We start from the raw sequence: 23,700 nt of genomic DNA on the forward strand, positions 1-23,700 counted from the left end.
GAACGAACGGCGGACCGTCCGGGTGCCGACGCGCGCTGTCCCGTTCCCGGTGCGATTCCGGGAACGGGACAGCGGCCTTACGTATCCGGCGAGGTCAGAACCCCTTCTGGAAGTCGCCGTGTTCGGAGAGCCACCGATGAACCGCGAGTGCGGTGGACTCGGCGTGTTCCTCAAGCATGGAGAAGTGGTCCCCCGCCACCTCCGTCCGGACGTGCTCCAGGGTCCAGCCGGCGCGGGCGTCGTTGCCGAGCAGTTCGGGCAGGGCCTTGTCCTCCGCCGCCCCTACGAGCAGGGTCGGGGTGGTCACGGGCTGCGGGCGCCAGCCGTCGAGCAGCTCCGCGTACCACGCCATCGCCGTGAGCTGTTCGTCGGCGACGGGCAGTTGCGGGAACCGGTCGAGCAGCCTTCGTGTGATCACGGACATTCCCCGGACCATGGCCGCCCCGGTCGACCGGGGGGTGTCGAGCAGCACCAGTGCGACGGGCGGAACGCCCGCCGCCTCCAGCCGTCGTACGAGCTCGTGAGCCAGCCAGCCTCCGGAGGAATAGGCCGCGAGCGCGAACGGCCGGTCCTCGAACCGTCGGAGCAGCGTCTTGGCCAGTCGGTCCGCTGCCGCTTCCAGGTTCACGGGCAGCGGCTCCCCAGGGGCGTATCCGGGAGCGGCGGCAGTCCAGACCTGGCGGCGGCTGCGCAGAGCGGCGGCGAACTTCACGTACTGGTACGCCCCGGTGGGTGCGATGAGGGAGGACAGGCAGACCAGTGCCGGTTCCTGTTCACCGTCAGACAGCCGCATGGTTTCCGGCTCGGCCCCCGCACCCGCCTCGAAGGTCGGCCGGAGCCGGGCGGCGATCGACAGGAGGTCACCGGCCTGCTGCGGCGTGCCGGTCTGCAGCGCCGTACGGAAGAGCGCGGCAATGGGGTGGGCCGAGGACGGCGAGGGCGGCGTTGCCTGCTGCGAGGACGCGTTCGGTGGCCGGGACGCGGTGTCGGAGGCGGGCTGCTCCGCTGCCGCGGGGCTCAGGCGCGCCATGAGGGCGTCCACGTACGAGCCGCCGGTCTCCAGGAAGTGGTCGGCCAGTTCCTCGACTGACTCGGCGTCGAAGAGCAGCGTGGACGACACCTCGCCGAGATCCTCGCGCAGCGCGTTCGTGAGCTGAAGGACAAGGATGGAGTCCATCCCGTAGTCGCTGAGCGGCGCCGAGAGAGCGATCTTGTCCGCCGGAATACCGAGGGTCCGTGCGGCCCGGTCACGGAGGTACGTGGTCATCATGTCGGCCCGGCTCGCCGCGTCGGGACCGGACGTCGTTCCGGTCGGGGCAGCGGTCAGGGGTTGCGCAGGTACCGGGACCGGGACCGCCACCGCCGCCGGAGCCGGGGCCGATACAGGGGCCGTTGCCGGAGCCGGAGCAGATACCGGGACCGTTGCCGGAGCCGGGACCGATACCGGAGTGAGGGCGGGTTGCGGGGGCGCGGTGGTCCTGGCCGGGGACTTCGGGAGTGTTCGCCGGGTCGCGGGCCCCCGCCGCGCCGGCGGGGCCGCCGCCTGCCGCGCGATCCCGTCGCTCTCGGCGGCGATGATCTGCTGCCCGAGCTCACGTGCCTGTGGCAGCACGGAGACGACCGACGGGAAGCCTTCGCTCGCCAGCACCTCACGCCAGTTCTCCGGCGACAGCGCGGGCGAACCCGGCACGCGCAGCGAGTCGTCCTCGAAGAGCCACCAGCCCTCCAGCAGTCCGAACGTGAGGTGGCTGGAGACGTCGAACGCCGCGAGTTCGTTCATCAGGAGCCAGCCCCCGTCGCGCAGGGCCGCCTTCGCGTTGCGGATCGTGTTCCGGGTGTCGCGCGTCGCGTGCAGCACGTTGGCGGCGATGACCAGGTCGTAGCTCCCGCCTTCGACGCCCTGCCCCGCCAGCGGCTGCTCGGCGTCGAAGCGGGCGTACGCGAGATACGGAACCTCCGGTCCGTACTCGGTCCGGGCGTGGTTCAGGAACGCCTTCGAGAGATCGGTGTACACATACGTCTCGATGTGTTCCTGGAAGGGGCGCAGCGCGGCGAACATCCCAACGCTCGTGCCGCCCGTGCCGGCTCCGATCTCCAGGACGCGAAGGCGTGCGCCGGGATCCAGGCGCAGCCGCTCCGCGACGACGGCTGCCGCGGCGTCGCTCATGGCGCGGTTGTACATGTCGGCCACGCGGTTGTTGCGGTACGTGCCTTCGACGAGCGCGACGGAGCCACGCGGGAACAGGATGTCGGTCGGCCTGGTTTTGCCGGTGAGGATGTCGGGCAGCGCCCGGAGCGCGGCGTCGAGCAGGGCGAGTTCGGCCGCCTTGTCGGGATCCGTGGACCACTCCGCGCGGCGCAGGTCCCATTCGCGGTCGAGAACCTCCAGCGACGGGGCCGACTGGGGGACGATACGGAGCGCGTGGTCGAGCCAGATGTCGTACCGGTCCAGGATTCCGGCACGTCGGCGGAGTCGGACGATGTCGCCGGGGGACGACGGGGTGCCGGGGCCGCGCAGGCCGCCGAGCGCTTCGAGGTGTCCGCGGACCATGCGCGCGAGGAGCGGATCGCGTTCGTTCCTGCGCCAGGCGGCGATCGCGCGCATGGTCTCCCACTCGGACGGTGCCGTGGGGGCTGCCACGACGGCGGCGGCCGGGACGTGGAACCGCGCCCTCGCGTGGACCGTGAGCCGGGTCGCCGGGTCGATCCCCTCGATGGCGTCGGGCTTCCTCAACTTGATGAAGCTCACCTGACACTGCGGTCCGCCGAGAAGCGTGTCGAGCGCCTCCATCGCCTCCGGCGGCTCGATCGAGACCAGGCCCCAACGTGCCATGCTCTCGCGGTGGCGTTCGGACGAGGCGCTGCCGATGCTCCCCCACCACCCCCAGTTCATCACCTTCACCGGGCACTCCCAGTGCCGGGCGAGGAAGTCGGCGTAGGCGTCGCTGAAGGTGCATCCGGCCGCGTAATTGCCCTGGCCGGCGGCCGTCGTGAACGATTGGACGGACGAGAAGAAGAGGACGAAATCCAGGCTCTCGTCCGCGAAGACCTCGGCCATGGCCACGCTGACGTCGATCTTCGCCGCGAGGCTCGCGCGCAGCGTCGCCTCGTCCATCCGGGCCAGGCTCTGGTCCCGCAGCACGAGTGCCGCCTGGATGACGCCGTGGATCCGCGGGTGCTGCCGCTTGATCTCCTCGTAGGCACCACGCAGCGACGCGGGGTCGGCTGCGTCGGCGGATATGTAGCGCACACTGCCGTTGCCGTTGCCGTTGCCGTTGCCGTTGCCGTTGCCGTTGCCGTTGCCGAGCTTCGCGTCGATCGACGCGTCCCGCGGGCGGCGACCGATCCAGATCACATGGGCGCCGTAGCGTTGGACGACGTGCTGGGTCCATACGGTGCCGAGTCCGCCCGCACCGCCGATCACGACGTAGACGCCGCCTTCGCGGTACGCGTTCTTCTCCACGTTCCCGGCCTCGTTCGGCACCCAGCGCCGGACCAGCCACTGGCCCGTGCGGCGCACCAGGGTGTCGCTGTCCGCCCGTTCGGGGAGCGTCAGCAGGTCATCGGGCAGCTCGGGGGTGTCGAGGTCCGTCCGGCGGACCGACCAGTTCGCGTACTCCTGCCCGAGCGACCCGAAGAGGCCGTGCAGCCCGGCGTGGGCGGGTGCTGTCGACTCGGTGTCGTACGTGGCCAGGGCGCGCCGCGTCACCAGGGTCACGATGAGCGGGCGTGCGTCGTGACCCGTGCGGACGAGGGCCTTGATCATGCGGAAGGCCGCGATGACGCCGTCCTCCTGGGCGGCGGTGAAGCCTGCGGTGTCGGTCGGCAGGAGCGCCGCCCGTCCTTCCGGTTCGGTGTCGGGCGCGATCCAGACGAGATGCCCGATCGGAGCCGAGGCCCGGAGCCGGGACGCGACCTCGTCCGTCGACGCGCTCGGCGGCAGGTCCCACACAGTGGCACGCGGGTACTGACGGGCGAGTGCGGACCGCTGGTCGGTGGTTCCTCCCACGACGAGGACATGGTCCGTGGACGGCAGGGCACGGTCGCCCGACGTCTGCGCGGGCACGGGTTCCCAGACCGGTGCGAACAGTGCGGGTGCCGGTTCCTTCACCCGGCGCGAGGTGTAGCCGGTCATCCGGACGCAGACCTCGCCGTCGCCGTCGACGAGATCCACGTCGAGCCGGCTCAGCGCGGTCGGCGTCCCCGTCGCGTCCGCGACCCGGACGACCGCCCACATCGAGGCCGGGCACGGGGCGAGGAGTTCGAAACGGTCGAGCGCGAACGGCACCACCGTCTCCATGGTGGCCTCGCCGTCGGTGAGGTGCAGCGCGATCGACGCCTGGATGGCCGAGTCCAGCAGCGCCGGGTGCAGGACGTACGCCGCGTCGGCCGGGTCGGCGTCGGCGGGCAGTTCGAGTTTCGCCACGACGGTGCCGGTACCGACGTGTGCCTCACGGATGGCGCGGAGCGACGGCCCGTGGACGATGCCCATCGACGCGAGCGCGTCATGGATGCGTGCGGCGGACACGGTCGTCGCGCAGTTCGCGCGGAGCGATGCGAGGTCGACGGGGTCGGGACGGCCCGTGTCGGAGGGCGCCATCCGCCCGGTGGAGTACACGACGGGTCGGGCGGCTCCACCGGTGTTCGAGGCGATCTCGAAGGTGAACTCGTCACCCTTCGCGTACTTCACCAGGACATCGACGCTCAGGGGTGCGCCGTCGTGGGTGACCGGCCGTACCCAGGTGATGTCACGCATCCGCAGCCGCGCCGACGCGTCGGTGCCCCACAGCCGGGCCGCGGTCTCCCGTGCCATTTCGAGATGGGCGACGCCGGGGAGGACGCGCTGCCCGCGCACCGTGTGATCGCGGAGGATGGACTCGTCGCCCTTGAACTCGGCGGATGCGCGCAGGGTGCCGGGGCTGCCCGCCACCAGCGAGGACTCCTGGATCAGCGGGTGCTCCGTCAGCGGGTGGTCCGTCAGCGGCCGGCGCACCGCGGCGCGGCTCACGACGGACGGAGGAGACAGGGGCGGCGGCCCGGCCCAGTAGCTTTCCGCGGCGAACGGGTAGGTCGGCAGGGGGACCCGCAGATGGGCTCCCGCGGCGAACGCCGCGCCGTAGTCCAGGGCGACGCCCTGGGTGAAGTATCCGGCGAGAGCGGTGAGGTCCGCGCGGTACGCCTCGGCGTCCGCGCCGGCCCCCGTCGGGTCCGAGCAGCGCAGGAGGCACGCGTCGCCATGGCTGCTCCCGGTTCCCGCACCGCCCTTGCGGGACGGCACCGCGTGGCCGGTGAACGCCTCTGATCCGTCGGGCCCTTCGTCGAGTATCCGGAGCAGTTCGGCGCGGTCCGCCACCACGCAGGCGAACCGGTGGGCGAACCAGTCCCTTCCCACGGCGAGCGTGTAGGCGAGGTCGCCCAGGTCGGGGGCGTCCTCGCGGCGGCAGCGCGCCGCCAGCCGCGTCAGCTGTTCGGCCAGTTGCTCGCGCGAGTGTGCCGAGAGGACGACGAGATACGCCGGGCGCGGCGCTCGGTCTCGGGCACGGGCACGGGCGGCGGACGGCGCCTCCTCGATGACGATATGCGCGTTGGTGCCGCTCGCGCCGAAGGAGCTGACGGCGCCGCGACGCGGTCCGCCGTCGGACGGGCTCTCCCAGCGGTGGTTGCGCGTACTCAGGTAGAAGGGGCTGTCCTCAAGGCTGATGGCGGGGTTCGGCTTCTCGAAGTGGAGTGAGGCGGGGATCTGTTCGTGCCTCAGCGCGAGGAGGATCTTGAGCACTCCCGCGACGCCTGCGGCGAACTGGGTGTGCCCGACGTTCGTCTTGATCGAGCCCAGCGCGCAGTAGGCGGATTTCTCCGTGCCGGCCCGGAACGCGCGGCTGAGCGCCGAGAATTCGATGGGATCACCGAGCGGGGTGCCGGTGCCGTGTGCCTCCACGAGCCGGATCGACTCGACATCGACGCCGAAGGTCTCGTACGTCTCGCGGAGCAGACGCTCCTGCGAGACGGAGCTGGGCGCCATGATGCCGTTCGTCGCGCCGTCGTGGTTGCTCCCCGTGGCGCGGATCACGCCATGGATGTGATCGCCGTCGGCGAGGGCGTCATCGAGCCGCTTCAGTACGAGGACACCGACCCCCTCGCCCGGTACGAACCCGTCGGCACGGTGGTCGAAGGTGTGGCAGTGCCCGGTCGCCGAGAGCATTCCGGCGCGCCCGGCCAGCTCGTAGAGCCGCGGTGTCGACTGGACGAAGACACCGCCCGCCAGTGCCATCGTGGTCTCGCCCGACCAGAGCCCCCGGCACGCCAGGTCGATCGCGACGAGCGAGCTGGAGCACGAGGTGTCGACCGCCAGCGCGGGGCCCTTCAGGTTGAGGACGTAGGAGATGCGGGCCGGGATGACGGACGCCATGCTCCCCCAGAACGCCTGGGCCGGCGCGTCCTCCCCCACGATCTCCTGGTAGTCACCGTTCCAGCAGCCCACATACACACCGCAGCGGGTCTCCCCCAGGTGCCGCCCGGCGTACCCCGCGTCCTCCAGCGCCGTCCACGCCTCTTCCAGTAGCAGGCGCTGCTGGGGATCCATGGCGGCGGCCTCGACGCCCGAGATACCGAAGAACGACGGGTCGAACCGATCGATCCCGTGGAGGAATCCGCCCTGTGTGCAGAGCGCCGAACCGTCGGCCCCGGTGTCCGCGAGCTTCCAGCGGGTCGCTTCGGCGACAAGGTCGTCGCCGTTCACGAGGTGGGTCCAGAGGTCGTCGAGGTTGCCGGCCCCGGCGAACCGACCGCTCATCCCGACGATGGCGATCGGCGCGTGGCCGGTGGGCCGTTCGGTGGGGACGGGGCCGGGAGCGATCCGCGGACGTGCTTCGACCGTGTCGGCCCGCGGTGAGGCGAGGGCGCCGATGTCGCCGTACTCCGCGAGCAGATGCGCGACGAGACGATCGGCGGAGCTGTGGTCGAAGACGATGCCGGTCGAGAGGTCGAGACCGAACGTCTCGTTGAGCAGATGGACGAGACGGACGGCGAGGATGGAGTCGAGTCCGTAGTCGGCGAACGCGAGCCCGCCGTCGAGCTCGTCCGGCGACATGACCAGCACTTCCGCGATCTTCTCGCGCACGGTGCGTGCGACCCGTTCATCGCGGGTGATGTCGGGCGCGGCATCGGGTGTGATGTCGGGCGTGGCACCGGGTGTTGTGCGGGGCGCGGCATCAAATGTCAGGTGAGGCGCGACCTCGGGCGTCAGGTGAGACGCGGTATCGGGTGTCAGGTGAGGGACGACCTCGGCGGGCTGCCGCGCGGGGGCCGCCTGCGTGCCGCCGGGAATCTCCGCCCGGACGGGCTCCAGGTCGCCGATCCAGAACCGGTCCCTCGCGAAGGGGTAGGTGGGCAGGGAGATCCGGCGCGGCGACGTCTCCCCGTGAAGCGTCCGCCAGTCCAGCGCCACGCCGTCGGCCCAGAGCGCGGCCAGCTTGTCGAGCTTCCCCGCGCGGGCCCACCGTTCGACCAGGAGTTCCCGGAGATCCTCGTCGGCCGAGATCTCGGCGACGGCGCCCGATGACTGTCCGGCGCTGCCCCGGTGGAGGCCCGGCGTCCGCGCGCCGTCCCCGGTCTCCGTAAACGCACGCAGTACGCGCCGGAGCTCGGGCAGTGAGGACGCGGTCACCGCCAGGCGCTCCTTCATCGCCTCCCGCCCGACCTGCAGGGTGAAGGCGAGATCCGCCAGACCGACCGGTTCGCGCCCCGCTTCCCCTTGTTCGAGGAACGCCACCAGACGCGCGGCGGAGTGCCGCAGCCGCTCCGGTGTCCGCGCCGAGAGAACGACGATGTGCTCGCCCCCGTCGGGGGCCGCCCGGTCCTCCGGGGCGGCCTGCGCCACGTACTCCTCAAGGATCACATGGGCGTTCGACCCGCCTGCGCCGAAGGACGAGACCGCCGCGACCCGCGGCCGTTCGGACTCCCACGGTGCGAGGGTCCGCTGGACGAAGAACGGCGTCTGCTCGAACTTGATACCGGGGTTGAGCTCCTCGGCGTGCAGGGACGGTACGAGCGTGCGGTGCCGGAGCTGGAGTACGGCCTTCGTGACGCCCGCGATGCCCGCGGCGGCCTCCAGATGCCCGATCGCCGACTTCACGGAGCCGATCGCGCAGAACTGCCGCTCGTCCGTGGTTTGTTGGAAGGCGAGCGAGAGACCCTTCACTTCGATCGGATCACCCAGCTCCGTACCCGTGCCGTGCGCCTCGACATAGCTCACGTCCCGCGCCGGGACGCCGGACCTGGCCAGCGCGTCGCTGATCAGTTCCGCCTGGGCGGTCGGGCTCGGCACCGTGTAGCCGTTGGACCGCCCGCCGTGATTGATGCTCGTCCCGCGGACCACCGCGAGGATCCGGTCGCCGTCCGCCAGGGCGCGGCCCAGCGGCTTCAGCAGCACAGCGCCCACACCCTCGCCGGGTACGAACCCGTCACCGCCGTTGCCGAAGCTCCGGACGTGTGCCCGCGAGGACAGCATGGTGGAACGGCAGAGTTCGATGTAGTCGGAGGGATGCAGATAGAGGTTCACCCCACCGGCGATGGCCACCTCGCAGGAGCCTTGGCGCAGGTGCTCGCAAGCCTCGTGGATCGCGGTGAGGGAGGACGAACACATCGTGTCGATCGTCAGGCTCGGTCCGTGGAGGTCCAGGACGTACGAGGTCCGTGCGCTGAGCGAGGCGAAGGAGAGCGAGGGCAGGACGCTCTCGCCCGACGGCAGGCGCGCCTCACCGTGCCGTGCGTGGCCGGACTTGGTCACGCCGGCGAAGACGCCGACCCGCTGCCTATGGCGACGCGCCAGTTCCTCGCGGGTGTAGCCCGCGTCCTCGATCACTTCCCACGAAGCCTGGAGGAAGAGGCGCTCCTGCGGGTCCATGGCGTAGGCGTCGCGCGGTGCGATCCGGAAGAACCGCGGATCGAACGCGTCGAAGTCCGCCAGGAATCCGCCCCACTTGCTGTAGCTGCGCCCGGTGGCGACGGCGGTGGCGCGGTCCGGTTCGTAGAAGCCGTCCAGGGGCCATCGGCCGGGCGGGATCTCCGTGATGGAGTCGCGTCCCGCCTTGAGGTTCTCCCAGAACTCGTCGGTGTTCTCGGCCTGCGGATAGCGCCCGCTCATTCCGATGATCGCGATGGCCTCGTCCTGGGCGGGCGGGCCGGAGGGCTCGACCGTCCCGGGGGTGGGCAGGCGTACCGGCGTGGAGACGGAGACCGACGGTGCGTCGTTACGCCCGACGGGAGCGGCCGGGCTGCGTTGCCCGGCGAGTTGCCCGGCTGATTGTCCGGCTAGTTGTCCGGCGACGGCGCGCAGCGTGGGGAACTCGTAGAAGAGTGTCGTCGAGACCTCGCCGTACACCGAGGACAGCTCCCTGTTGAGCTGCACGACCATGACGGAGTCGAGGGCCATGTCGTCGAGCGGCCGATCGGCGTCGACTTCGGGCAGGGGAAGCTTCGTGACCCGCGCGAACAGCTCCACGACGGACCGGAGCGTCTCCCGGTCGGGGTGCCCGCCTGCCGTCCCCGGCGCGGAAGCGGACGTGGAAGCGGACGTGGAAACGGGAACAGAAGTGCGTACGGGAGCGGTCGCATGAGCGGGCGCGGGTACGGAGCCGGGCACGGCCTTCGCCGTCTCGCCGTGGTGCACCCATATCTGGTCCTCACCTGCCTCGCCGAGCCGCCAGGCGCTCAGGAGTGCTTCGATCCCCTGCTCCGACTCCATGGGGACGAGGCCGCGGTCGCGCCGGAGGTACGCGGCGGTCGCGTCGTCCACCGTCATTCCGCCGTCCCTCCAGAGCGGCCAGGCGATCGAGACCGTGCGGCCCGACCGTTCGCCCGCCACGACGCGGGTGTTGCGCCGGGCGGCGTACGTGCCGAGATAGGCGTTGGCGGTGGCGTAGTCGGACTGACCGGGGTTTCCGGTGATGGCCGCTCCGGACGAGAAGACGAGGAAGGATTCCAGTGGCGTGCCCGCCGTGGCCCGGTCCAGGTGCGCCGGGCCGTCGACCTTCGGGGCGAGGACCTTGTCCCAGTCCTCCGCGGTCTTGTTCGTGAGGGTCGCGTCGTGGATGACGCCCGCGGCGTGGATGATTCCGTGGATCGTGCCGCTCTCCTCGCCGACCCGCGCGACGAGGTGGCGTACCTCCTCCCAGCGGGAGACATCCGCGAGGGCGTACCGGGCGACCGCCCCGGCTTCCCGCAGTTCGGCGAGCAGCTGGTCGATCCGTGCGTCCTGTGCCGACCTCCCGACGAGGACGAGCGTCGGGCGTACGACGTCCCGTGCGATCCGGCGGGCGACGACGGCACCGATACCGCCCGCGCCTCCCGTGATCAGATACACGCCTCCCGAGCGCCAGGGCGTGCCGGTGCTGTCGGACGGCATCGGCGCCCAGGTCCGTACAAGGCGCTCGGCGCCCCGGTGAAGAACGAGTCCGTCGTCCGCGTGCCGTGCGTTGTCGCCGACGATCGCCGCGATGCCTTCCGCGTCGCGCTCACCGTCGAGTCCGATGACCTGCCCGGCGATCTGCGGGTTTTCGAGCGTGGCCGTCCGCAGGAGTCCCGCGAGGGCCAGCCCGGCCGCGTCCTCCCCGTCCGTGGATGTCACCAGCTGCACGAGGGTGGAGCCCTCGTGCGCTTCCCCGGCGAGGGCTCGGAGGATCTCGAAGACCTGCCGTGAGATGTCGGAGAAACGGCTCTCCGGACGCTGCTTGCCGGTCGTGACGGTGTGGCGGCGCACACCCGGCAGGCGGCGTTCGACGCTGTCCCGCGCGGACGCCGTCGCTCCGCAGAGGATGACGGCATGACGCGTGTACGGGGTTGTGCCGGAACCGCCCGACGTCACGGGTTTCGGTGTCCAGCGGGGCACGAGCAGCGTGGTGCCGACCGAGCGGGCGGGTTCCATGGGGCTGTTCTCCCTCGGGCCGCTTCCGGGGACCCAGTACCTGTCGCGTGCGAACGGGTACGTGGGCAGATGCGCGCGCCTCGGCAGGGCGGCACCCGCGGCACCGTACAGCCGGCGCCAGTCGACCTCGGCCCCTCCGGTCCAGCGTGCGATCACCTCGGCGAGGCCGTCCGGGGCAGGCCCGGTGCCGCCCTGCGGCCCGGATGTCGGGCCGTTGAGGAACGCGCGCAGTTCTCCGGCGAGTTCCCGGTGGGAGGTGACGACCCAGCCCGCCCGTACGTCCATGGCTTCGCGCCCGGCCTGGAGCGTCCACGCGATCGAACGGAGGGGAGCGGGGCGGGCATTGTTCTCCAGGTGGGCGAGCAGGTCCTTCGCCCGCTCGCGGAGCTGCTGTTCCGTACGCGCCGAGAGGGGGACGGCGACACGGCTCCCGGCGCCGTCGTTGTCGTCCGCCGGGTTCCTGTCGGCCGCTGCCCGCCCGGCGTAGTCCTCGACGACGACATGGCAGTTCGCGCCGCCGAAGCCGAAGCTGCTGACCCCCGCGCGCCGTGGAGCGGGCGCTCCGTCGCGGTCGCGCGGACGCTCCCAGGGTTCACTGGCGCGCACGATGCGGAACGGGCTGCCGTCGAGCTGGATGTAGGGGTTGATCTCGTCGCAGTTCCGGGTCGGCGGCAGGGTGTTGTGTTCCATCGCGAGCAGCACCTTGAGGAGCCCGGCGATACCCGCGGCTGCTTCCAGATGCCCGATGTTGGTCTTCACCGAGCCGAGTCCGCAGGTGCCGACGCCGTCGCCGCCCAACTTCTGGAAGGCGCTCTGGAGGGCGCGCACCTCGACGGGGTCGCCCAGGGCCGTGCCGGTGCCGTGGGCCTCCACGTAGCCGATCGTGCGGGGATCGATGTCTCCCATCGCCCGCACCACGAGTTCCGACTGCGCGGAACCGTTGGGCGCGGTGAGGGAGTTCGCGCGCCCGCCGTGGTTCTCCGCACTCCCGACGATCACTCCGAGGATGGCGTCCCCGTCGCGCTCGGCCGCCGCGAGGGGCTTCAGTACGACGGCGCCGACGCCCTCGCCCCGTACGTATCCGTTCGCGTCGCTGGCGAAGGTCTTGCACCGGCCGTCCGGGCTCAGCATGCCGGCCCGGTCCGCGCTGACGAACGTGTCAACACTGAGGAGGAGGTTCACCCCGCCCGCTATCGCGGCGTCGCACGCCCCGGAGCGGATGGCTTCGACGGCCCGGTGGACCGCGACGAGCGAGCTGGAACAGGCCGTGTCGACGGGCTCGCTCGGACCGTGGATGTCCAGTACGTACGAGATGCGGTTGGCGAGCATGGAGTGGGCGTTGCCCGTGGAGGTGAACGCGTCCGGCGGGGTGCCGTGGGCCGTGAGCAGGGTCGCGTAGTCGGTACCCGAGACACCGAAGTACAGCCCGGTGTTCCCCGGCAGGCCGGAGGGGGTGTAGCCGCTGTGCTCCAGCGCGTTCCAGGCCGTCTGGAGCGCCAGCCGGTGCTGCGGGTCCATCAGCTCGGCCTCGCGCGGCAGGATGCGGAAGAAGGCGGCGTCGAAGGCATCCACATCGTCCAGGACGCCCGCGTGGCGCGGAAACTCGGACTCCTCCACGACGCGCGCGTACGCCGCGTCGTAGCGGTGCAGCGGGAACGCCGTGACGTTGTCGGTCCCCGCCGCCAGATTCGCCCAGTACGCGTCCAGATCGGGTGAACCGGGGAATCGGCCGGCGGCCCCGATGACGGCGATCGGCATGAGTGCGTCCTCGGGCGCCGGGCGCGGGGTGGCCGCCACGACGTCGGGAACCTCGGCGGTCTCCCCGCGGGCCCGGCCCGCAGAACTCGGAACAGGCTCCTCGGCATGGTCAGCAGGACTCGGAATCAGCTCCTCCGTACGCTCCGTGCGAGTCGGAACCCGCTCCTGGGTACGGTCCGCCGGGAGTGATCGCTCGTACGCCGCGCGCAGAGGGCCCGCGTACTCCGTGACGAGGTGCCTGCCCAGTGAGTCGAACGTGTTCCGGTCGAAGAAGACCGCGGGGGTCAGATCGATGCCGAGCCGCTCGCTCACCTGCTTCGACAGGGTGATCAGCGAGATCGAGTCGAAGCCGAAGGCGTCGAAGCCGGTGCGGGGGTCGAGTTCACCGACCTCGAACTTGAGGATGCCGCCCGCCATTTCACGGAGTTCGTCCACCGCGAAGGAGACGATGTCGTCGCCGCCCTCCCCCGGCCTCTCGTTGTCCGCGCCTTCGGCTCGGTCCAGTGCTCGTGCGCTCACGCCGGAGTCCTTTCGCGGTGCTTCGTCATCGCCGCACCACATGTCCGAGAGGACGGCGAGCACCTCGCCGTGCCGGTCCAGCAGTCCGACGGACCCGCCGAGACCCTCGCCGTCGGCGGTCACGTCGAAGACGACGTACGCCACCGGTTCACCGGCAGTGCCGCTCGCCCCGGCGAAGAGCCGGATCTCATCGATCCGGTGCGGTGCCGTCCGCGCCCAATGGAGTGAGCCCGTCCGCTTCGCTTCGTACTGGAGGCCCTGCGCGACGGCGGCGAGGACGTGCGGAGCGAGGGTGACGTTCGGTTTCACATGGTCCCGTTGGAGTTCGGGTGCGGTGACCTTGAGCACCAGTCGCCCGTCCCGCATGCGGTGCGCGCTCTCGGTGCCGTTGAGTTCCGGTGTGTATCCGAGGCCGCCCTCGGCGAGTTCCGCGAGGAACTCGGTCCGGGAGAGCGGGTCCGCCGGGCCGGAGGTGAGCGCCCCGACAGGGATTCCCGTGAAGGGTTCCGTACGGGGACGACCGGGCGACGACATACGGTCGTCGTCACCCACCCGCACGTCGAACGCCGCTACGGGCACCTGTGCCCCCGACGCGTCCTGCGCGAACACGGCCGCGGAGGCCGTCTTCCCGTCGACGGCGTCGACGGACGTCACCAGACGAGTGGCGGTCGCCCAGGGAACCGGGCCCAGGAGGCGCAGCCCGCGCACGAGCGACCCGTCGGCGAATCCGGACACCTTCGTCGCGGCGATCGCCAGGTCGACGGCGAACGTGGGGACGATGCCGCGTTTCCTGTCCTGCCGCTCTCCCGTGGCGCAGCCGTAGTCGAGGAGGTCGTCCAGGTGCACGTCGAGTGCGTAGCGCAGCCCGTTGACGTCCGACTCGTTCCTGCCGAGGAACGGGTGGAGTTTGTCGCGGAGTGCGAGCGGCGCGATCACGGACGGCGCGCCCTCCTCCTGGGCGACCCAGCAGCGCACGCGCTCGAAGGGGTAGGAGGGGAGGGAGACCCGCCGGGGCGCGCGTGCGCCCTCGTCGGCCCGGCGCCAGTCGACGCTCTTCCCGCCCACCCAGGCGGTCGCGAGGCTCCGCAGGCCCTCGGTCCCCGGGCCGCCGCTCGCGAGCGCGGCACCGAGGTTCCGGTCTCCCGCGAGATAGCGGTCGACGGCGGCGACGGCTTCGCCGGTGGTCTTAGCGAGGAATGCCCAGCGGTGCGGGAGTTCGTTCTTGCCCACGCGGAGCGTGAAGGCGATCGCCGCAGGGTCCGTCTCCGTTCCGGCGGCCAGGTAGGTGCGGAAGCGGGCGAGATACGCCTCAAGGGCCGTATCGTTCATCGCCGAGAAGACGAACAGTTCCTCGCGCCCGTTCACCGTGCCGTCCGGGTCGCCTCCCGCCTGCGGGTACTCCTCAAGAATGATGTGGGAGTTCATCCCACCCGCACCGATCGACGTGATGCCCGCTCGCCGCGGATGGGTGATCCGCCGTCCGTCGACGGTCGTCACCGCCGGCTCCCAGGTGGCGAGCTGCCGCTGCACACGGAACGGTGTACGGGAGAAGTCGATGTCCGGGTTCGTCACCGAGCTGTGCAGCGAGGGTGCGAGTTTCCCCTTCTGGAACTGAAGGATGACCTTCGCGATGCCGATCATCCCGGCGGCGTGAAGAAGATGTCCCATGTTCGACTTGACCGAACCGATCGCGCAGAACTGCGTCTCGTCCGTGTATTTCTGGAAGGCGGTGGTCAGCGCCTTGACTTCGATCGGGTCGCCCAGTGACGTCCCTGATCCGTGGGCCTCCACATAGCTGATGGTCCGTGGATCGACGCCCGCGTCCTCGATCGCCTTCTCGATCGCCCGTGCCTGCATCCGAGGGCTGGGGACGGTGAACCCGTTGCGTACACCCGCGTTGGCGAGAGCCGTTCCCTTGATGACCGCGTACACATGGTCGCCGTCGCGCTCGGCCTCGACGAGCGGTTTGAGGACGAGGGCTCCGATGCCCTCCCCGAGGATCGTCCCGTCCGCGCCCAGACCGAAGCTCCGGATCACGTCGGAGGTCGCCGTCGTGAAGTGCTCCTGAGACGAGGTGATGAGGTTGTACGGGTGCAGCAGCAGGTTCACTCCGCCCGCGACGACCATCTTGCACTCGCGGGCACGGAGCATCTGCACGGCCTGGTGGACACAGGTCGAGGACCCCGAGCACATCGTGTCCACGAAGATCGAGGGACCGGTGAGCCCGTAGAAGTACGAGAGCATGTTGGGCAGCGTCCCCGTGTAGCTGCCGCTTGCCGGGGACCCGCGCGTCAGACTGTTCTGAAATCCGTACAGGCCGTAGTGGTTGCTCATGGAACCGGCGAGTACGCCGACATCGCCCTCGTACCTGCGCTGGATCGTCTCGCGCGAATAACCCGCGTCCTCCAGTGCCTCGACACCCGTCTGAAGGAACAGACGGACTTCGGGCGACATGCTCTCGGCATCACGCTTGGAGATGCGGAAGTAGCGGGGATCGAACATGTCGATGTCCCGGAGGTAGGTCCCGGTCCGGATGGAACTCTTGCCGAGGACACTGCGGTCGCGGCTGTAGACCGCGTCGTAGTCCCAGCGTTCGCGCGGCACTTCGCGGAACTCGTCGCGGCCTTCTTCGAGCACCGACCAGAGGTCGCCGAGTGTGTCCGCTCCGGGGTACGTCCCCGAGATGCCGATGATCGCGATGTCGTGGTAGTCGTCGCGCGGGCCCGGTACGGCGTCGCGCCGGTCAGGGGCGGCGGCGGGCGTACCGGTGACAGGAGCGGTCCGAGCGGGTGCGACGGGATCGGGCCGAGCGGGGCCGGCGGGAGCCGGCGCCTCGTCCCGCCGGGCCGCGGCGGGGACGAGGGCGGGGGCGGGGGCGGCGGACACCTGAGGCGGGTCCTCGGCAGCGACGAGGGCGCGCAGCCTGTCGCCGTGCTCCGCGATGAAGTGACCGGCGACGCCCTCGATGTTGGTGTGCTCGAAGAAGATCGTCTTGGGCAACGGGCCGAAGAGCTCTTCGAGCGACGCGGTCGTCTCAAGGATGGCGAGCGAGTCGATCCCGTACTCGACGAGGTTGACCGTCTCGTCCAGCGTGCGGGGATCACGGTGCAGCACATCGCCCACGATGCGGCGCAACAGTGCGGTCGTACGCTCCGTCAGCTCTCCCTCGGCGATGGCGGGAGCGGCGTCCGTGGGTACGGAGACGGGCGCGTGCGGCGGCGGGGGCGGGGCTGCCGTGAGCGTGGCGGCGGCGCCGTACGCGACGACGACGTGTTCGGGCGCGTCGCCCAGTACGCGGCCGAGGACGCGAAGTCCGTCCTCCGTCGGCAGGGGCTCCCAGCCGCGGTCGCGGCGCATCGACTCCAGCGTCACGGGGTCCACGGACATCCCGCCGTCGGCCCACAGCGGCCAGCTGACGGCGCGGGTTCGCCCGGACCGCTCGCCGATGTCGACCAGCGCCCGGCGGTGGTGGGCGAAGGCGTCCAGGAAGGCGTTGGCCGCCGCGTAGTCCGACTGCCCCGCGTTGCCGAACACCCCCGCCACCGAGGAGAAGGCGACGAAGAAGTCGAGCGGGAGGCCGCGCGAGGCGGCGTCGAGGTTGAGAACGCCCGCGACCTTCGCCTCCAGCACCGCCCGGAGATCGGACGCGTCCTTGGTGAAGATGTACGCGTCACGGAGGATGCCCGCCGCGTGGACGATGCCGTCGATCGTTCCGTGGTCCCTTGTGATGGCGCGGACCGCGCGGTCCACATCATCCGTCGACCCCACGTCGACGGGGAGGTAGTGGGCGTCGGCCCCCGCCTCCCGCAGCTCTCGAAGGGCCGCCTCGCTCGCGGTTCCGGGTTCCGACCGTCCGCTCAGGACGACGGTGACGCCGGCACACCGCCCGAAGTACCGCGCGACATGCAGCCCCAGGCCGCCGAGGCCGCCCGTGATCCAGTAGACCCCGCCCTCCTTGAGCGGCGGTGTCCCGGCTCCCTCGCCCAGGTGGAGTTCCCCGGGCCGTGACGCGAGACGTGTGCCGTCCGCCCCGTAGCGGATCTCGCAGTCGGCCGCCCGGTCCGTCGCCTCCGCCCGCAGGATCTCCGCGATCCGCTCCGGCGACGCGGTGTCGAGTCCCGCGACGCGTACGACCCGGCCCGAGATGCGCGGGTTCTCCAGCACGACGGTCCTGAACAGGCCGGTGAGCGGCGCGTGGTAGTGCCTCGGTATGCGGTCGTCCACCAGTACGACGAACTGGTGGGCTCCCCTGGGCTTCGACCGCACCAGTTCCGCGATGTGGCCGAAGACCAGGTCCACCGCCGCCCCGACGCCATCGGCGACATGGCCGGGGGCGACATCGGGAAGGGGCGAGACGGTGAAGCCGGTCGTCTCTGCCACGGGGGCCGTGTGCGCGGCGGATTCTCCACCGAGGTACCCGCGCACGGAGGGCGGGGCGGCTGCCTCGCCCTCGTGCGTGTCGAGGTGCGTGGCAAGCGGCGTCGGCACCCAGTGAACGGTGGCGGTGACGATGTCCGCGCCGGGTCCGCGGGCGGGTTTCGCCGGGTCCGTCCGCTGGACCAGCCCGCGCAGGCTGACGCTCACGATGCCCTCGCTGTCGCAGAGATCGATGTCGAACATGGCGAGCGCGCTGTGCCCGTCACGGCGCCGCACCCACGCCCAGGTCTCGGGCGCGCAGGGGCCGTGGACCGTGAGTTCCTCGAACGCGAACGGCAGGGCGGGGCGGTCGGACGGCTCGGGCGAGGTCTCCGCCAGGAGGACGAGAGAGGACTGGAGCGCCGCGTCCAGCACGCTGGGAGGCAGAACGAAACCGCCGCGCTCCGCTTGGCCGACGTCCTCGGCTTGGCCAGGGTCCCCGGCTTGCCCGGTGCCCGGCTCCGCGATACGCGCGAGCAGTTCCCGCGTACCCAGACGGAGTTCCCTCAGCCCGCGCATGGCCGGTCCGTACTCCAGCCCCCGTTCCTGGAACGCCGCGTACACGTCCGCCGGGCCGCGCTCCCCGGGGCAGGCCGCCAGCAGCGTGTCGAGGTCGAGCCGATCCGGCTGCTCGGGTGCGCCGATCTCGACGATGCCCGAGCTGTGCACCACGGTCGTGGCCGTGCCGGTGGAGACCTCGAAAGCGATGGCGCCGCTGTCCTGCGGGGTGAGCCCCACACTGACGTCGACCGGTGAGTCCGCCACGACGAGCGGGCGCGGCCAGGCGACGTTGCGGAGCCGGATGACCGCGGGCTCCTCGGCATCGCGCCCCACCGCACGCGCCACCGCGGCGCGGACCATCTCCACGTGGGCGGCCGCGGGCATGACACGGGTGCCGCGCACCACGTGCGAGGCGAGGAACGGTTCCTCCCCGGTGAATGTCGAGCTGTAGCGCCGCCCGGCGGGTCCCGAGGCATCGGAGGTGTCGGCGTGAACGAGCGGGTGAGGCACGGCGCTTCGGCCCACCGTCGGTGGCGTCACCGCTGCCGCGGCGTCCTTCGGCGGAGTCCTGAACCAGTGCCGCTCACGGGCGAAGGGGTAGCCGGGCAGGCACACACGCCGTGGACGTGCCGCCGCGGGGCCGGGACCGGACTGCTCCGCCCAGTCCACCTCCCCGCCCCCGGCCCAGAGTGCCCCTGTCCCCTTCAGCTCGGTGATTTGCTCGTCGGCGGCAGCCACCGTGCCGCCCAGGTGGACTTCACCCTCGGCGCGGGTGCCGTCCATGAACGCCTGGAGAGCGACGTCGAGTTCGGCCAGGTCGGCAACGACGAAAGCGACCCGTGCGGGCATCGGCTCGCGGCCGGACCGCAGGGTGTACGCGATGTCGGCGAGCGCCTGCGAGGGCTGCTCGCGCAGATGGGAGAGCAGGTTGCCCGCGACCGCGCGCAATCGCTCCGACGTCTTCGCCGAGAGCGGCACGAGCTGCGCGCCCCGGACGGGCTCGTCCCGCGTGCCGTCGTCGGTGAGGTGTTCCTCAAGCACGACATGCGCGTTGGTGCCGCCGAATCCGAACGAGCTCACCCCGGCACGGCGTGGCAGGGTCTCACCATCCGTCCCGGTGGGCGGCGCGGCCCAGGGCTGGGTGTCGCGGATGACGTGGAAGGGACTGTCGTCGAGCCTGATGAGCTTGTTCTGATTCTGGAAGTTGACGGTCGCGGGCAGCGTCCGATGTGCCAGGGAGCCGATCACCTTGGCGATGCCGGCGACTCCCGCGGCCCCTTCCAGATGCCCGATATTGGTCTTGATCGAGCCGATCCCGCAGCTCGACGGCTGAGCGACGGTGCCCTGCGCCGCGTGCAGGTTGCGGAAGGCCCGCTTCAGGGCCATGATCTCGATCGGATCGCCCACGGGCGTTCCCGGGCCGTGCGCTTCGATGTACGTAACGGTCTCGGGGCGGATTCCGGCGCGGGTGTAGAGCCGCTCGATCAGATTCGCCTGTGCTGTCGGATTGGTGACCGTGAGGGAATTCGTCCGGCCGCCGTGATTCGTGGCGACCCCCTTGATGACCGCCTGGATGGGATCACCGTCCGCGACGGCCTGGGCGAGGGGCTTCAGGAGGAGGATCGCGCCGCCTTCACCGCGCACGTAGCCGTCGGCGCTCTCGTCGAAGGCGCTCGCGCGACCGGTGCGGGACAGCATGCTCGCCTGGCTGAAGGCGACGAAGTGCTTCGGCGACCAGATCAGGTTGACCCCGCCGGCCAGCGCGAGACCGCACTCGCCGTTGCGCAGCGCACGGACCGCCTCGTACACGGACACGAGCGAACTCGAACATGCCGTGTCGTTGGTGATGCTCGGACCCTGGAAATCGAAATGGTAGGAGACCCGGTTCGCAATGATGGAGTAGGCCGTGCCGGTGGGGAAATAGACGTCTGTTCTGGCCCCTTCACGTTCCATCATTTCCGCGTAGTCCGCATGGCAGACCCCCATGAAGACGCCCGTCTCCGTGCCCGCGAGTCCACTCGCCGCGTAGCCCGCGTTCTCGATGGCCCGCCAGGCGAGTTCGAGCGCCATTCGCTGCTGCGGATCCATGCTCTCCGCCTCGCGCGGCGAGATATTGAAGAAATCGGCGTCGAAGCAGTCCGCGTGCTCGATAAAACCGCCCCAGATGCTGTTCGTCTTCTGGGCCCCGCGCTTCGGATCCCCGAAGTACGTCTCCTTGGACCAGCGCTCGGCCGGAACCTCCGAGATGAGCGACCGGCCCGCGATAAGGTGCCCGCTGAGTTCCTCCAGTGTGTCGGCACCGGGGAATCGCAGGGCAAGCCCGATGATCGCGACATCATCGGTCGCGGGCGTCGGTTCGACCGTACTCATCGGAGTCCTCCTGCAGAGGGGAAGGCTTGGTCCGCTGACGTCGATCGCCGGGATGTGCGATGGTCGACGATCGTTCTCACCGTGAAACCGTCCTCCGGGAAAGCGTGCTCGGGCAGTCCCTGCCCGAGCACGAACTGCTGGTTGAGGATCGCGGTCGTGAGCAGGTAGACGAAGGCCTGGTCCTCCTTCGTGCTGATCTCCCCCTGGGGCGTGGCCATGATCTTCGTAACGAGCTTCCGTGCGAACACGGGGTCGACGCAGTCGATCTTCTTCAACTCCGTGTCCGAGAGCAGCAGGTCCAGATAGTCGGGCCGCTGCTCCTTGAACACGGTCGCGCCGGGCGCGCGGTACGGCTGCTTGCGCCGGGTGAGGCTCGATTCCGGCAACTCACCCCAGAAAGCCTTCTTGAGAATGGCCTTCTCCTCGAAACCGTCGTCGAATCGCAGGTTGATGGACGCCGCCGCGCGGACGACAGCGGGATCGAGAAATGGGCAGCGGTTCTCGACCCCGTGCGCGAGGCTCATGCGCTCCCCCTGGGTCGAGAGGAGATAGCCGGGCAGAAGGGTCTTGTATTCGAGCCATTGCGCCTTACGGACCGGGCTCAGAGCGGCATAGCCCGGTGTCGTGTCCGTGAGCGCCAGGATGTCCGTGAAAGGATCTTCACGCTGTTTCAAAAGGCGTGCGGCGAAACGGCCGTTCTGGTAGCGGAGTTCGTGCGAGAAGAGTCCCGGCAGCCGCTCGACGGCGAACTGCTCGAAAAGGCCCTTCAGCCGCGCCCGGTTCGCGGGCCCGAAGTGGCTCAGCTCCGGGTGGAGACTGCTGAGCCCGGTCATCCGCTCGTCGTCCGACAGATCGTTCCATGAGGCGCGCAGGAGTGTCTCGCGGAAGAGCGAGTATCCGAGGAACGCCTCATCGGCGCCTTCGCCACTGAGGATCACCTTGATTCCGGCGTCCCTGGCGTGCCGGGACAGGAGATACATGGGCACGAACGCCGCACGGAATGCGGGCACTTCGGCGTGATATACGGCCGCCGGGAAGTTCGCGGCGATGTCGGCGCTCGACACGGCGATGGACGAGTGGCGCGTCCCCAGGTGCGAGGCAACGACCTGCTGGCTGCTCGACTCGTCGAAAGCGGCCTCATCGAACTCCACCGAGAACGTGCGGACCTCGTGCGAGGAGAGGTCGGTCGTCAGCTTGGTCACAATGGAGGAATCGAGGCCGCCGCTCAGGTAGACGCCGACCTCGACATCGCTCCTCAGCCGCATCTCGACGCTCTCACGGAGGGTGTCGCGGACGAATGCGGCCGCGTCGCGTTCGGTACCCACGAACGGCGGTACGTCGAGTTCCAGTTCGGCGTAGTCGTGCAGCACCGTTCGTCCGCCGCGGACGGTCAGGCAGCTGCCCATGGGGAGCTGGCGGATGTGCTTGAAGGGAGTCCGGTCGGGCAATGGCGTCCACACCGCGAAGGTGGAGGCGAGTTCACGGGAGTCGAGCTCGAATCGGAACCCCGGGAACGCTTGGAACGCCTTCATCTCGGAGGCGAAGAGGAATTCTCCGCCCCGGTCTCCCCGGCCCTCGCTCCCCTCGCGGTCCACGTAGAAGAGCGGGCGCTTGCCGTATCGGTCACGCGCCAGAAAGAGATCGCCCGACAGCACGTCCCGGACAGCGACCGCGAAGGCGCCGTTGAAGCGGGGCAGGCAGGCGAGCCCCCATTGGGCCCACGCCTGCAGGACGACCTCGGTGTCCGAACGCGTACGGAACCGGCGGCCGAGCCCTCGCAGCTCCTGGCGGAGTTCGACATGGTTGTACAACTCGCCGTTGAAGCAGATCCAGTAGCGTTCCGTCGGGTCGGCCATCGGCTGTGCGCCGTTGGGGAGGTCGACGATCGACAGACGGGCCGTGCCCATGGCGACGCCGTCGTCCAGGTAATACCCCGCCTCGTCCGGCCCGCGGTGGCGGATGAGCGACAGCATCGAGGTCATGACCTCGGGCGTGGCTCCGGCGTCGAGCGAGGGCGAGACGAAGCCTGCTATTCCGCACATGCGAGTCTCCTTGCTTCAGTGGTCGTCGCGCTCGGCGAGTTTCTTCGCGATGAAGGCGTCGATGGCTGCCAGTGAGGTGAAGACGTTCGTGAGGAATTCCTCGTCCGTCAGCTTGAGCGAGAAGTCCTGTTCGAGGGAACTCAGGAGCTGAATGTATCCGAATGAATCCATCACCCCCGCCTTGAACAGATCGCTCTCGGCCGTCAGTTCGCCGTCGAACTCCACGAGAAATTGATCCTCGATGAGTTTCTGTATGTGCTGCGCTCGGTCCATGTCTCACACCCCGCTTTTGCTGAAAGTGTTATGTGCATCGGTCCTTGCGAGACTCTTCACCATGCGGAGCAGGGAGTGCCCCCCCACCTCTTCGCACTCCAGCCCGGCGTCGAGAGAAAGGAGATAGCGAACGCTGTCGGCCCACAGGACCGGTTCGACGAGCTGCCTGCTCAGCATCTCCGGGATCGTGCCCCTCTCGTAGGGACGCCCGCTCACGTTGGAGATCACGGTCGTTCTGGGCTCGGCGAACGTGAACCCGTCGAGAAATCTCTCGAATTCGGCGCGCACCGGTTCCATGTGGCGGGAGTGGAAAGCGGCGCTGACCCGTAGCGCGGCGAAGCGGATGCCACGCTCCTTGAGCGAGGCATGGGCGGCACGCAGGGCTCCGTCGCTGCCCGCGATCACGACCTGGGCGTCGGTGTTGAAGGCCGCGAGATCCACTCCCTCGACGCCGTCCTCCCTCAGCATGTCGAGCAGGCGCGGAGCCGGGGTGTCCATGACCGCGGTCATCCCGCCGCCCGACGCCTCGGCCATGAGCTCGCCGCGCTTCTTGACGAGCCGGAGCCCTGTCTCGAAGTCGAAGACCCCGGCCGCCAGCAGCGCGTTGTACTCCCCGAGGCTGTGCCCGAGATAGCAGTCGGCACGCCGGTCCTCGCGACGCTCACGCTCGAACGTATGCAGCGCGTTGACGGTGAAGAGGGCCGGCTGCGTGCACTCCGTTCGCGCGAGCACGTCGTCCTGATTGTCGCGGCAGCGGGCGACCAGGTCATACCCCAGGAGATCGCAGGCGTATCGCGAGATGCCTGGATAGCGGCCGAAAACATCTGCACCCATGCCCCGGAACTGCGCCCCTTGCCCAGGGAAGAGAATCGCAAACACCGTGATACCTCCAGGGTCTGC

4 protein-coding genes are annotated in these 23,700 nt (G+C 70.1%); all 4 read right to left on the minus strand.

What is annotated here, in order from left to right; all coding sequences use genetic code 11:
* Positions 1-94 precede the first annotated feature (94 nt).
* The 4 genes from OG413_RS30085 to OG413_RS30100 are packed head-to-tail and all read right to left on the minus strand — an operon-like array spanning position 95 to position 23,679.
* Positions 95-20,485 (minus strand): SDR family NAD(P)-dependent oxidoreductase, encoded by a 20,391-nt coding sequence (locus OG413_RS30085; protein WP_266811116.1) that lies wholly within the window; start codon positions 20,483-20,485, stop codon positions 95-97.
* On the minus strand, positions 20,482-22,527 hold the full coding sequence (gene asnB, locus OG413_RS30090; RefSeq protein WP_266811118.1) for an asparagine synthase (glutamine-hydrolyzing): 2,046 nt from the start codon (positions 22,525-22,527) through the stop codon (positions 20,482-20,484). The genes OG413_RS30085 and asnB overlap by 4 nt, the downstream gene beginning before the upstream one ends.
* Positions 22,528-22,542: 15 nt before the next feature.
* The gene (locus tag OG413_RS30095; protein WP_266811120.1) at positions 22,543-22,800 is read right to left on the minus strand and encodes an acyl carrier protein; all 258 of its coding nucleotides are present in this window, start codon (positions 22,798-22,800) and stop codon (positions 22,543-22,545) included.
* Between the two features lie 3 nt (positions 22,801-22,803).
* On the minus strand, positions 22,804-23,679 hold the full coding sequence (locus tag OG413_RS30100) for an ACP S-malonyltransferase (protein ID WP_266811122.1): 876 nt from the start codon (positions 23,677-23,679) through the stop codon (positions 22,804-22,806).
* Positions 23,680-23,700: the final 21 nt, after the last annotated feature.

The organism is Streptomyces sp. NBC_01433 (assembly GCF_026340105.1).
Taxonomy (GTDB): domain Bacteria; phylum Actinomycetota; class Actinomycetes; order Streptomycetales; family Streptomycetaceae; genus Streptomyces.

What these genes read in the sequence shown, in the direction of transcription:
- OG413_RS30085 (WP_266811116.1), bottom strand. Translation starts at nt 20,485, where the DNA reads ATGAGTACGGTCGAACCGACGCCCGCGACCGATGATGTCGCGATCATC.
- asnB (WP_266811118.1), bottom strand. Translation starts at nt 22,527, where the DNA reads ATGTGCGGAATAGCAGGCTTCGTCTCGCCCTCGCTCGACGCCGGAGCC.
- OG413_RS30095 (WP_266811120.1), bottom strand. Translation starts at nt 22,800, where the DNA reads ATGGACCGAGCGCAGCACATACAGAAACTCATCGAGGATCAATTTCTC.